Origin of the sequence: uncultured Rummeliibacillus sp. (assembly GCF_934216135.1) — a bacterium.
GTDB lineage: Bacteria > Bacillota > Bacilli > Bacillales_A > Planococcaceae > Rummeliibacillus.
In genome coordinates this window covers 1-13350 of sequence record NZ_CAKQBI010000031.1, presented here as the reverse complement: position 1 = coordinate 13350, position 13350 = coordinate 1, and the positions used below count along the sequence as shown (strand labels likewise).

At 35.5% G+C, this 13350-nt stretch carries 14 protein-coding genes; 1 reads left to right on the top strand and 13 read right to left on the bottom strand.

Features of this window, described 5'->3' with window-relative positions:
• The first annotated feature begins 27 nt into the window (after positions 1 to 27).
• Positions 28 to 1392, top strand: coding sequence for an aspartate aminotransferase family protein (locus Q0977_RS15205; protein WP_299515480.1), 1365 nt, complete (start codon positions 28 to 30; stop codon positions 1390 to 1392).
• Between the two features lie 207 nt (positions 1393 to 1599).
• Here the strand turns inward: Q0977_RS15205 and Q0977_RS15200 are convergent, their stop codons facing one another.
• The 13 genes from Q0977_RS15200 to Q0977_RS15140 all read right to left on the bottom strand — a co-directional run bounded on the left by Q0977_RS15200 (position 1600) and on the right by Q0977_RS15140 (position 13268).
• The gene (locus Q0977_RS15200; protein ID WP_299515478.1) at positions 1600 to 2844 is read right to left on the bottom strand and encodes a dihydrolipoamide acetyltransferase family protein; all 1245 of its coding nucleotides are present in this window, start codon (positions 2842 to 2844) and stop codon (positions 1600 to 1602) included.
• 12 nt (positions 2845 to 2856) lie between these two features.
• Positions 2857 to 3888: an alpha-ketoacid dehydrogenase subunit beta gene (locus tag Q0977_RS15195; protein WP_124218235.1), complete on the bottom strand. Its 1032-nt coding sequence runs from the start codon at positions 3886 to 3888 to the stop codon at positions 2857 to 2859.
• A gap of 21 nt (positions 3889 to 3909) precedes the next feature.
• Positions 3910 to 4902, bottom strand: a complete 993-nt coding sequence (locus tag Q0977_RS15190; RefSeq protein ID WP_119416699.1) for a thiamine pyrophosphate-dependent dehydrogenase E1 component subunit alpha — start codon at positions 4900 to 4902, stop codon at positions 3910 to 3912.
• A 27-nt stretch (positions 4903 to 4929) separates the two neighbouring features.
• A complete protein-coding gene (gene lpdA / locus Q0977_RS15185; protein ID WP_119416700.1) occupies positions 4930 to 6279 on the bottom strand; it encodes a dihydrolipoyl dehydrogenase in 1350 nt (449 codons plus the stop codon).
• A gap of 232 nt (positions 6280 to 6511) precedes the next feature.
• The gene (locus Q0977_RS15180; RefSeq protein WP_119416701.1) at positions 6512 to 6952 is read right to left on the bottom strand and encodes an SMI1/KNR4 family protein; all 441 of its coding nucleotides are present in this window, start codon (positions 6950 to 6952) and stop codon (positions 6512 to 6514) included.
• Positions 6953 to 6967: 15 nt separating this feature from the next.
• On the bottom strand, positions 6968 to 7186 hold the full coding sequence (locus Q0977_RS15175) for an HNH endonuclease (protein ID WP_119416702.1): 219 nt from the start codon (positions 7184 to 7186) through the stop codon (positions 6968 to 6970).
• Positions 7187 to 7196: 10 nt separating this feature from the next.
• A complete protein-coding gene (locus Q0977_RS15170; RefSeq protein WP_299515474.1) occupies positions 7197 to 8474 on the bottom strand; it encodes a pre-toxin TG domain-containing protein in 1278 nt (425 codons plus the stop codon).
• Positions 8475 to 8704: 230 nt separating this feature from the next.
• Positions 8705 to 9100, bottom strand: coding sequence for a hypothetical protein (locus Q0977_RS15165; protein WP_124218232.1), 396 nt, complete (start codon positions 9098 to 9100; stop codon positions 8705 to 8707).
• 19 nt (positions 9101 to 9119) lie between these two features.
• Positions 9120 to 9317, bottom strand: a complete 198-nt coding sequence (locus Q0977_RS15160) for a hypothetical protein (protein ID WP_124218231.1) — start codon at positions 9315 to 9317, stop codon at positions 9120 to 9122.
• A gap of 111 nt (positions 9318 to 9428) precedes the next feature.
• A complete protein-coding gene (locus Q0977_RS15155; RefSeq protein WP_124218230.1) occupies positions 9429 to 10502 on the bottom strand; it encodes a hypothetical protein in 1074 nt (357 codons plus the stop codon).
• Between the two features lie 226 nt (positions 10503 to 10728).
• Positions 10729 to 11184 (bottom strand): immunity protein YezG family protein, encoded by a 456-nt coding sequence (locus tag Q0977_RS15150; RefSeq protein WP_299515469.1) that lies wholly within the window; start codon positions 11182 to 11184, stop codon positions 10729 to 10731.
• A gap of 21 nt (positions 11185 to 11205) precedes the next feature.
• Positions 11206 to 12462, bottom strand: a complete 1257-nt coding sequence (locus Q0977_RS15145; protein WP_299515467.1) for a DNA/RNA non-specific endonuclease — start codon at positions 12460 to 12462, stop codon at positions 11206 to 11208.
• Between the two features lie 263 nt (positions 12463 to 12725).
• Positions 12726 to 13268 (bottom strand): T6SS immunity protein Tdi1 domain-containing protein, encoded by a 543-nt coding sequence (locus Q0977_RS15140; protein ID WP_119416708.1) that lies wholly within the window; start codon positions 13266 to 13268, stop codon positions 12726 to 12728.
• Positions 13269 to 13350: the final 82 nt, after the last annotated feature.

Below are 13350 nucleotides of genomic sequence, written 5' to 3'. Positions count from 1 at the left end.
TATCCCTTACTAAAGGAGTGAAAAGTGTTGGTCAAAACTAATACTAATAAGGAAATTCTTAAAAAAGATGAACAATTTGTTTGGCATTCTATGAAACCCTATAACCCTGAAGCAACTTTTGTAGTGGACCAATCATTTGGCGGTGCAAGGGTTGTTGATACTGATGGCAAAGAATATATCGATGCAATGGCAGGATTATGGTGCGTTAACGTTGGCTACGGGCGTGAAGAATTAGCAAAGGCAGCATATGATCAAATGACAAAAAATCCATATTCCCCTCTTTCACAAGGACATGTTCCTGCTGTGGAACTAGCTGAGAAAATCAACGACATGCTTGGAGGTGGCTATGTCGTCTTCTTCTCAAATAGTGGTTCCGAAGCAAACGAAACTGCATTTAAAATTGCTCGTCAATATCATCAACAAAATGGCGAATCTTCTAGGTATAAAATTGTTTCTAGATATCGTGCCTATCACGGTAGCTCTTTTGGGGCATTGGCTGCAACTGGTCAAGCAGAACGCAAATATAAATACGAACCCCTAGCTCCCGGTTTTGTTCACGTTGCTCCTCCAGATTCATATCGTCAACCTGAAGACTCATCACTTCCCCCTGAACAATTAGCGAGTGTTCAGGCAGTAGATCAAACGATGACATGGGAATTTGGTGAAACCATTGCTGCTATGATTTTAGAACCTATTATTACTGGTGGCGGTGTCCTTCTGCCTCCTGATAATTATTTAAAAGGGATTGAGAGTGTGTGTAAAAAGCATGGGGCACTAATGATTGTTGATGAAGTTATTTGTGGTTTTGGCCGCACAGGTAAACCTTTTGGATTTATGAATTACGGAGTACAGCCAGATATTGTCACAATGGCAAAAGGCATCACAAGTGCGTACTTACCTCTTTCTGCTACCGTTGTAAAACGTGAAATTTTCGATGCCTTTACTGGTACAGATGCATATGATTATTTCCGCCATGTGAATACTTTCGGAGGTTCTCCAGTTTCATGTGCAGTAGCACTTAAAAATATTGAGATTTTTGAACGTGAAGGACTATTCGAAAGATCTGTGATTAAAGGTTCTGAAGTTCTTTCAACCCTTCATGAAAAGCTTGATGAACACCCAAATGTGGGAAACATTCGAGGAAAAGGTCTTTTAATCGGCATTGAACTCGTCTCTGATAAGTCAACAAAACAACCATTGCCTGCTGATAAGATAAATGCGATTATTGCAGATTGTAAGAAAAATGGCGTTATAATTGGAAAAAACGGCACTACAGTTGCTGGTTTTAATAATGTCTTAACTCTTTCACCACCATTGAATATCTCTCAGGAGGATATTGATACTGTAATTGCTACTGTTGTTAATAGTATTGAAAATATAGATTCATTATAAGAATAAGAATTTTTTGCATTATTTATTGGGTTGATCCAACAAATGGATCAACCTTTTATTGCTTAAAATTAGAGACTAGTTGTTGCTAAGTACATATATTGTGTTTATTGAAATATTCAACCTTCATAATGTTTTAAAACAAAAGAAGAAGCCTATTTGATATTTTCGTCAAATAAGCTTCTTCTTTAATTAATACAACACCAACTTTTAGATTACTAATAACATTGGATTTTCTAAATAATAAACAACATCTGCTAAAAATGCAGCAGCTTCACTTCCATCAATTATTTGATGATCAAATGTTAAGCTTAAAGGCATTTTTTGTTCGTAATAAGGTTTACCTTTTTTATTGATATTCACTTCTTTTACTAAAGTTCCTAAACCTAGAATTCCTGTTTCAGGGGTATTTAAAATTGGTGTAAAATATTCCACACCACTTGTGCCTAGATTTGTAATAGTAAATGTAGAACCAGTTAGATATGCACCACTTTCACCATTTCTTGCCTTTTCCGTAACAGTAGCAATTTTCTCTGCAATAGACGATAGAGTTAACATATCAACATTTTCAACAACTGGCACTATTAAACCATTACGTACGGAAGTAGCAATCCCTAAATGTACTTCATTATGTTCTATATATGAACCATTAGAATAAGTAGAATTCATTTGTGGGTTCTTCTTCAGTGCTAATGCTACTGCTCGTGCAACAAATACTGTATAAGTAATTGGTATTTCTATATTTGCTTGTTGTAATTTATCTTTTAATTTATTGCGAAACTTTGTGAGCTTATCTAATGATGCTTTACGATGCAAGGTTAATTGGGCAGTTGATGTAATACTATTATGCATACGTTGAGCGATGACTTTACGCATGCCTTCTAAACCTTCCCCAACGTTAAGTTCCGCCGCTTCCAATTTTTCAACTTGTTTTTCTTCAGGAATAGAAGCCACTTTTATTTCAATTGTATCATCTAGTCCTTGATCTAGTACTCGCTCAATATCACGTTTTGTAATTCTACCATTCCCTCCTGTACCACGAACAAATTGAAGCTCAATACCGTATTCTTTTGCTAAACGTTTCGCTAAAGGTGAAGCAAAAATCCTCTCACCTTCTAGTCTTTTAGATGTCTCTTGTTGGCCGATGTTTTCAACTTTTGGTAATACAATTTCATGTATCACTTTTTCTGGTACGACAGCAGAAATTGGTTCATCTGCAGTTTCACTTATAATTCCAATTAGTCCTTTTACAGGGATATCTTCATCGACTTCCGCAATAATTTTGGTTAAAAAACCATCTGCTTCTGCCTCCACTTCCATCGTTAGTTTTTCAGAAGCAATCAGGCAAATGACTTCACCCTTTTTTACGGGATCGCCTTCTTTTTTATACCATTCCTGTACAGTACCTTCTGTCATTGTTAGTCCTAATTTAGGCATTAATACTTCTGTTGCCATGACGGTCGCCTCCTACTTCACTTTTTTTAAATCAAAGATAAGTTCATCTGCAACTTTAAGTACTTTTGCAGCATTCGGGAGATATAGTTCCTCTAAATTTGTGGCAAATGGTACAGGACAATTTGGTGCACAAACTGTTTTAATCGGACCATCTAAATAATCGAATGCTCTATCACCAATAACAGAAGCAATATCTGTGGCTGTGTTATTATGAGGATTTGCTTCGTCAATAACGATTAAGCGACCTGTTTTCTTAACTGATTCAAGTACCGTTTCTTGATCCCAAGGTGCTACTGTAAGGAGATCGATAACTTCTACTTCAATATCATCTTCAGCTAATTTTTCTGCTACTTCTAAACCAACATAAAACATTTTACCAATCGTTACAATGGTCAAATCTGATCCTACTCGTTCGATATGTGCTTTTCCAATTTCAATCTTATAATATTCTTCAGGAACTTCACCTTTCAAGCCATAAAGTGTTTTATCTTCTGAGTAGATAACTAAATTATTATCCTCAATTGCGGAAAGGAGTAAACCTTTTGCTGTATATGGGTTAGATGGTACAACTACTTTAACTCCCGGAATCGCACCGAACATTCCATATAAAGATTGTGAGTGTTGAGCGGCTGCACTTGCGCCTGCTCCATGTGTTGTGCGAATAGTTAGAGGGATTTGTGCTTTACCTCCAAACATATAACGCATTTTTGACCCCTGACATAGAATCATATCTAAACAGAAACCTATAAAATCATTGAACATTAATTCAGCTACTGGTCGTAATCCCGTTGCAGCTGCTCCAACTGCAGCACCTATATAACCATTCTCTGAGATTGGTGTGTCAATTACTCGTTCTCTTCCAAATTTTTGAACTAGTCCTTTCGTGACGCCAAATACGCCCCCCCATGCATCTTGATCTTCAAAACCTTCTACTTTAGCTCCACCAGCAATATCTTCGCCCATTAAAATAACTTTGTCGTCATTTTCCATAGCAGTTTGCATTGCCTCGTTAATCGCTTGCATCATCGTGATTTTTCTTGTCATGATTTCAACACTCCTTTTTTATTAGTCAGCGAATACGTCTGTTAGTAGTGATTCTGGTTTTGGAATTGGACTATTTTGTGCAAATTCTACTGCTTCTTTAATCGTTTTTACAGATTTCTTTTCAATTGCAGTCAATTGTTTTTTAGTCAACAAATTATTTTCAATTGCGTATTCCTTGAAAAGATTAATCGGATCTTTATCTACTGGATGTAATTTCTTTTCTTTGTTTGTTTTATATTTTTGTTCATCGCCCTCGAAATGGCCATAATTACGATACGTAACACATTCAATAATTGTTGGCCCTTTACCCGCACGAGCATTATCAATTGCTTCTTTTGCAGCAGTGTAAACTGCTACTAAGTCATTTCCATCAACTCTAATTCCTGGAATACCATATGCTTTTGCTCGATCAGCAATTGTTTTCGAAGCACTTGAATATCGAATTGGTGTTGCTTCCGCAAATCCATTATTTTCACAAACAAAAACTACTGGTAGTTTCATAGATGCAGCCATGTTGATTCCTTCATGGAATGTACCTTCGTTAGATGCACCATCTCCAAAGAAACAAACTGCAACGCTTTGATTGTTCAAATATTTGCTTGTAATACCAGCTCCAACAGCAATCGGGAATCCTCCGCCTACGATGCCATTTGCACCAAGCATCCCTTTGTCAACATCTGCAATATGCATGGAGCCGCCTTTACCTTTACACAAGCCATCTTCACGTCCATAGATTTCAGCCATCATACCGTTGATATCGCATCCTTTTGCAATACAATGACCATGACCACGGTGTGTAGAAGTAATATAATCAGCATCAGTCAAGTTAGCACATACACCTGTTGCAATTGCTTCTTCACCAGCATATAAATGTACGAAGCCAGGGATCAATCCAGCTGAAAAATGTTTATGCAATGTATCTTCAAAGTTTCGTATATTATTCATTGTTTCATAAACCCATAAAGCCTTTTCTTCCGTTAACTGTACATCTTGCAATGCTTTGTTTGTTGTCATCTTGAATTCCTCCTTTTAATGTTCAATCTATGCATGAATCGCTGTGCCTAGAAAAGCATCTGCGGTTTCACCAATTTGTTCAGAAATACTCGGATGTGGGAAAATAACGTCAGACAATTCATATATTGTCCCTTCTGCTCTATATGTAGCTAAGATAGCGTTCAGCAATTCTGTAGCGCCTTCTCCTACAACTACCGCTCCTAAGATTTCACCAAATTCTTGATCTACAATTATTTTGATAAATCCTTCTGTATTCCCTTCTGCCATTGCTTTCCCATTGGTTGAAAGAGGAACTTTTTTCACCTTTATAAGCTTATATCCAGCAGATATCGCATCTTCTTCAGAGTATCCAAAGGAAGCAATTTCAGGAATTGTATAAACACATCTAGGAATATTCTGTAATTTCAAAGTTTCCACTTGTCCACGATGAATATAATCTACTGCATGCAAACCTTCTGCAGATGCTGCATGCGCTAACTGGTATCCCCCTATTAAGTCTCCAATCGCAAATATATGACTTTGAGATGTTTCAAAATACTGACTTACTTTTACAAATCTGCCTTCCATCTTTAAATTTAAAGATTCTGCAATTTCAATATTTGGTTGTCTTCCTGTTGCAACAAGTAAATTTGTAAATTTGACTACATCGTTATCTAACTCAACTTCATTTTTTCGAACGCTTTGGATCTTTACATTTGTTTTATATTGAATACCAATCTTATTCATTTTGTCTTTGATTACATTTCTTGCATCTTCGTCTTCTGTTAGTAAGATATCTGGTGCAACCTCTAATATTGTTACTTCTGTTCCTAAAGGAGCAAGGCTAAACGCCAACTCTACAGAAATTACACCACCACCGATAATGACTAACTTCTTTGGTAGTTCTTCTAAATCAAAAAATGTATCAGTAGTTTCATATTTAATATTTTCTAAACCTTTAATCGGCGGAACATATGGTTTACTACCTGTTGCTAGAATAATATCTTTTGAATAAAAACTTTTACCAGCGACAGTAACCGTATTTCGTTGATCAACCCTTGCTTCGCCTTCAATTAAAGTAATAGCATTCTTTTTAATCAATCCTTGGACACCTAAAATAAGACTATTCACTATTTGATCTTTTCTCATTTTTAGCTTTTTAAAGTTAATCTGTTCAATATTCGTTTCAATACCCCAAGCATTTGCTTTTTGTATATCTAAAGCAAGGTGGCTATGTTTTAACATCACTTTTGATGGGATACAACCAACGTTTAAGCATGTTCCCCCTACTTTGTTTCTTTCGATAAGGGCAACTCTCATACCCAACTTTGCGGCGTGAATTGCAGCTACATAACCACCAGGACCTGCACCAATAATAGTAAGATCAAAACTTTTCATTTATGCATCACCTCATCTCAATTGATGTTACCGATTACATTTTCAAATTAACATATTAGTGAAACCACAACAATAAATGTCTAAAAACTTCCATTTTTTCGACAATAAAAACTAAATTAATCATACATATGTCGAACTTTTTGTGTTTTAAAAAAAGTCTTCAACTTCCGAAGAAATTAAAGACTTCATTTGTAGCTTAGAATTATCTAGATGTCTGGGACCAAATCTATAATCAAGGGTTCTTTAATCCATTAATAAAATCCTCAAAGCTATCAGCTATTTTATAAGTATTTTCTTCTTCATTAGATTGTGGGAAGTAAAAAGAGTGATCCCAATAATATACACCATCATTCTCTGTATCATTATTGAGTACAATTAATCCTGAACCCGGATCATCTCCTATTATTAAACTTTTTGGCAACATGTCTTCTTCAAATTCTTTATAGCATTCACTTAAATCAAAAGTTCTTTTTACATCTATTCCGTACAATACATCTAATGGAATTTCCTGATTTAATTCTTTAACAAAAAATTTACTATACCTAACTTTCGAAGTTCCTCCGTTATATTCACTTAAAAATTTTTTATAATCTTTCGGAAGTAAAAAGCCTAAAAACTCTTCCAATTCTTCAATCGATTCATCTGATGCTCTACCAAAAGCATTTAAATTTATTTATTTCACTCCCATTTAATCTTTTAATTTCTTAGAATTAGCTAACGACATTCCACCCATATGTCGAAATCTTCTATGCATCTCTTTATTAACTTCTTGCAATGTTGATAAATCTTGATGATGGTGCCAGGTGTTTTCATCTAATTTTGGACCATCTGGAGCTAATTCATCCGCCTTAGCAAAATCAATATCATATCTATTAAACTTACCTATCTGAACTTCTTGTCTTACCAACCCAGCAGACTTAAAATCCGGAAAACCCCAGGATAAGAAACTCGATTTGGAGGAATATCCAATCAATATAAGTCCATGTTCCTTCCTCATCAATTTCAATTTCCCCACCTTTTTTCTGCCATTTTACAGGGCCTCTGGAATATGGAGGTTTAGTAGCTAATTGTTCCTCTGTAAACTTTACTATCTCTGGATTTTTACCCACCGTACCCCTTATAGCATCCTTCTCCGCCTGCATCCTAGAAATTAAGTCCTCGGCTTTATTCTTAAATACATCTTCCGAAGGGCCACGTTCTATTCCAACAGGTATTTTCGGTCCGCCAATAACTTCCATACTTTTTATATAAACTGGTCTTTTGACGGCATCAATAATACTTGCAGTTCCTCGAATGCTTTTTTGTCCTGCTTTTGATGTCAATGTGGCAATAACTGGATGAGACAAGGCAAATCTCAGTTGATCTGCATGTGCTTTTCCAAGTTTTTTGGCGTGTTCTACTGTTTTGTTAATCGAAGATTCTATTGATTGTTTGGTCGATTTTATACTATTAGTAGCCTGTGATACTTTTTTGTGTGTTGTCTTTAGCGCTTGCTTCCCTGTTAAGGTAAGGTTTTGTTTAACCAATCTTACGCTATCAGTAGCTTTCAATGCCTGTTGTTGTGTTTTTGCCACCGTTGTTTTTAAAGTTTGCTTTCCCGTTATAGTCAGGTGATCCACTTTGGTTTTAATCGGTTTGACGGCATCATCCATTGTTTTAGATACTGTTTTCATTACCGTTCCTAGAGCAGGCATGTGCTTCAGTAAAGATTTTGCGGCTAGTCCACCGGCTCCAGGTACTATCGCAAATGCACCTCGCATTAGTCGTTCTTCATCGGATAGTTTTCTTCCTGAAATGAGGTCTTCTCCTTTGATAGCGCCTGCCGCATCGATTGTTGTATAAATAACCCCTGCAGCTAGTCCTGCTGGTGGGCAAACTATGGCTAAACCGACTACCACACCTGTTGCGATCAGGTTAAACCAAAATTCTTTTTTCTCTTGTCCCGCTCGGATTCCTTCGTATTCAAATGCGCCACTATTAAGTGCTGCTGTACGATAATCTTCATCCGATGTTGTTTCACTAGGATTTTGAAGTTTCCAAGTTTTGAACTCTGTTTTGAGTTTTTCAGAATAAGTTGTATCTGCTTCATATAAATCATTTAGCGTGATTTTATCTTTCGCACCTGGAAATAAGGAACCTTCTTTTACATTAATCGTATTGGCCGTTTGATACGCAGTTACATTTAAATCGGCCATCTTTTGAATATATTCATCGATTGCGTTATAAAAGGGCGTATCTACCTTTCCATCTATAATTTTACCAATTCCTTTGGCATAACTATATAGTTTTTAATAGTTTTGACGAATCAGTTTGTCTTCTTGATAGTAGGTTAGAGGCTTAAGAAAAAGCCCCTAATCTCCGAGAGATCAAGGACTTCATTTGTAGCTTTTTTTCAGAATTGTTTTGGTACCTGGCATCTAATCTTTCAAACTAAATCATTGGGATTAAATGGTTTCTTATCTTCTATTAAGGTTACATCACTTTTTGGAACCCAACCCATCCATAAATCTCTATCGATTCTAGGTAATTTCAATTTAGTCCCAATCAATAAATCACTTGTCGCAACTTGATATTCATTCTCTCTCTCTTTTAAAATCTCCAGTTTTTCGCCATTTAAGATTCCGTAGGGTTTTATCCTTATACAATCTGTAAGTTCGTTTGCATTTACAATTTTCTCAAAAAGACCAGTATTATTGGGATCTTTAAAGGATTTATCAATTTTATCACTATCCCTAGTCATAATAAAAATATTATCGTCCATATCAACTGTTATTTTATAAATTTTATTTCTGTATTTGCCATAATCCCCGTATTTCAACATATTATTCACCTCATAATAATTAAAATGTTTCACCATCAAATATTGCAATTACTTCGTCTCTTCCATCTATTACTCTATGCAGTTTTGCACCCTTTTTAATTATGATTTCCTTATTTGCGGTCCACTCAGGAATAACTTCCCCATTTCTTGACGAAGTAAAACCATTCCCCGTCCATGGCCATTCGTTATATTTCCAGCCACTAAAGGGATGATTCATACTTACACCATAAGGAATTTCTAAAATTTCAGGTGACAGACTTTCCGTATTCTTTGCCTTAAATTCAATATAACCATATGCATTTCCATCCTCAGGATATGGTCTAACGATTTAAGAATAGTCTAATCTCATGGATTCCCTTACGTGATTGTAGTCATGTATATGTGCACTATCTTCAGCTTTTGCAATAAAACCTCTAACTGTCGTATACTTACCGTCAAGATATTTCTGAATGTCATTAGCGTGTATATTCTTAATTAATGGTGTCTTGCTATCTGGACGAACAACTGAATTACGAATATCCTGTATTATTTTTAGCTCCGTTTCGTTTAACTGGTAATCAGGTTTTAACCGTAAGTTTGTAAAATCATCGTAACTTAGATTATGTTCCTTTAACTTCTTCGGAAGTATACTATTTACAAAGCTATTTGGACTTTGTGAATTTGTAGCGACACGATCTTGTGTATTCATATTTATTTCCGTTTTATCCCAGAATTGATTATATCTCGTTGCATCTTCCTTATTCATTAATGTAGCAAAGGAATCAAATTTTTTAGGATCTTTTTTATTTAATAACGCATCCTTCCCCGCCTGCATCTTAGAAATTAAGTCCTCTCCCTTATTCTTTAATACATCTTTCGAAGGACCACGTTCAATCCCGACAGGTATTTTCGGACCGCCAATGACTTCCATACTTTTTATATGAGCAGGTCGTAAGGCGTCATCAATAAATTTAGCAGTTCCTCGAATGCTTTTTTGTCCTACCTTTGATGTCACTGTAGAAAGAATAGGATGTGCCACGGCAAATTTCAGTTGATCTACGTGTGCTTTTCCAAGTTTCATGGCATTTTCTACTTTTGTTGAAAACCCGGATTTTGTTGATGCAGCCTTTATTGCAGTACGTTGTTTGACCTCATTAATGACCGGTTCCACCGATTTTCGAACCGATTTCATACTGTTCACTGCTATCGTGGATACTTTTTGTTGTGTTTTGGTAATCGCCGTTTTCACAGATTGTTTTCCTGATAAAGCGATATTTTGGACGGTGCTCTTGATCGGTTTAATAGCATCATCCACTGGTTTAGTTACTGTTTTCATAACAGTTGCTAGAGCTGGCATGTGCTTTAATAAGGATTTTGCCGCTAGTCCACCGGCCGCAGGGACAATCGCAAATGCACCTCTCATTAGTCGTTCTTCATCGGAGAGTTATTATGAAATGTACTTGTTTAGATGAATAGATTATGTCTATATGTAGGAAGCGCTGATGATCTAATTGTTTAGCTATCTTTCTTAAAGATAATCTCTTAAAAAAAGTCTTCAACTTCCGAAGAAATTAAAGACTTCATTTGTTGCTTATTTTCTGAATTATTTTGGTACCTGGCACATAAATTTTAATAACAAGTATCAACTATTAAAGGTTATTACTTTTTATTTCTTCAAACCACTCTTCCGCAACATGGTCTGCTGTTTTAATATCATCATGACTATAAACTAAATCATATTTATAATCAGCACTAAACTTTCCACTCTTTACATCATAAATTAATTTCATCTCTGTTGGCATATCTCTTTTATATTCCTTGCACAATAATTTTACTTTTTGGATATCTTCACATATTATACGCAATACCATAGACTGACGTTTTGGAGAAACATCATACTCCTCTGTTCCATCCTTTACAGTTTCATTCAATTTATGAGGTTCTACATACCTATCATTAATTAAATAAAAGAAATTAGCAGAAATAATTCCCTCTTCACTTGAACCATAAACATATACTTTATCTGCTTTGTCTTCAACATACTCCATACATATAGAAATCATATCTGCTTGTAATTCACTAAATTTATCTTCAAATTCTTTCATAATGCTCATTCACTCCTTAAGCTAATTTTCAATAATTTTAAAACCAGACTTACCATCAATTGTATAATTAACAATAAATGTTTTTGGACGCACATCTATATCTTCATATAATATTTCCACATCGACTGTCACCTTTTTAGGAGGTATGTTATTTAACGCTGCAGCCCATTCATCTTCAATTTTTTTATACTGCTTCAAATTAACATCTGATAATTGCGATACTAAATTATCAAGTTTAGGTGATCCTCCGAATCTATCTCCCGCCAAATGACCTGCATGATCCTTTCCTTTTACTTTTCCTAATGTATTTCTGCTATGTGAAAGTCTATTTTCTCTGGTAGTTAATTGAAGATTATCTGTTTCAAATTTTGAAATCCTACCAACACCATCAGTTTCATAAAAGTAATCATATTCGCCTGTTTGGTATCTAATATTAGGCTTTAATCTATTTTTTCTTCCGTTTGTAAACTGTTCTCCTTTTCCCACTAATGGTTTAACTTCACTTTCTCCAGCCAAACGATTACCCGTACCCTTACTTCCCTTTATAGCATCTTTCTTTACCTGAATCTTAGAAATTAAGTCCTCGCCCTTATTCTTATATACATCATTCGAAGGTCGTTCTATTCCAACAGGTATTTTCGGTCCGCCAATGACTTCCATACTTTTTATATAAACTGGTCTTTTGACATTATCAATAATACTAGCAGTTCCTCGAATACTTTTCTGTCCTGCCTTTGATGTCACTGTGGAAAGAATAGGATGAGCCACGGCAAATTTCAGTTGATCTACGTGTGTTTTTCCGAGTTTTATGGCGTTTTCTACTTTTGTTGAAAACGCGGATTTTGATGAAGCAGCCTTTATCGCAGCACGTTGTTTGGCCTCATTAATGATCGGTTCCACCGATTTTTGAACCGATTTCACACTGTTCACTGCTATAGTGGATACTTTTTGTTGTGTTTTTGTAATCGCTGTTTTCACAGATTGTTTTCCTGATAAAGCGATATGATCGACTGTATTTTTAATAGGTTTAATGGCATCATCCACAGTTTTAGATGCTGTTTTCATAACAGTTCCTAGGGCTGGCCTGTGCTTTAGTAAAGATTTTGTTGCTAGCCCACCGGCACCAGGTACTATCGCAAATGCACCACGCGTTAGTCGTTCTTCATCAGACAGTTTTCTGCCTGAAATGAGGTCTTCTCCTTTGACTGCTCCTACCGCGTCGATGGTCGTATAAATAACCCCTGCGGCTAAGCCTGCGGGTGGACAAACAATAGCCAAACCGACTACCACACCTGTTGCAATCAGGTTAAACCAAAATTCCTTTTTCTCTTGTCCCGCTCGGACTTTTCGTAATTGAAAGTGATTTCTTATAAAATGATTTGTTTGGATGAATAGATTATTTCAAAATGTATGAATGATTTTTCTAATTGTTTAACTCGTACTTAAAGATTATCACTTAAAAAGTCTTCAACTTCCGAAGAAATTAAAGACTTCATTTGTAGCTTATTTTCAGAATTGTTTTACTACCTGGCACCTAACCTTTACTGAACTGGTCCCATAAATTCAGTAATAATAAGAATATGTTCCTTTAGTTTGACTTTTTTTAGATTCTCTACTTTTTCTGCTCCACCTAAACCTAATAGAGGTGTATAGCCGAAGCACTCTTCATAGGAAAGTTCTCCCCAATTTTCAACAGCTTCAGGATATGGGTTCCACTTTAAATACTCATTCCGAAACTTTTCTGAATCCAGACTTTTGAAAAAATATAAAAAGTTTGGCATAACTGTTTTAAGTACTCCGTATCTAAAATTAAGCAATCTTACATAACCGTCTGCCCATAATACTAAATCTCCCATTCCAGTAGCAAATAACACTACAGAATCCGTATATCTTTGACTACACTCTTGTAAAATATCAATGAACTCTTCTGGATTAACACTTTTAAAATATCCTTGCATAAATGTTCCAAATCCATATTCTTGCCACAAATCTATTATTTCTTTTGGAACAAGATTTTTATATTTTTCTATTATTTCACTAGGAACCATACTATTTAACTTAAAATCATTTAATGTTTTTTCCATAAATAAATCTCCTCGTATATTAGTAGTAAGAGCTCTTTCCGATAGAATTTCCAGTTGATCCGGACAACTGGTGATTCAATTG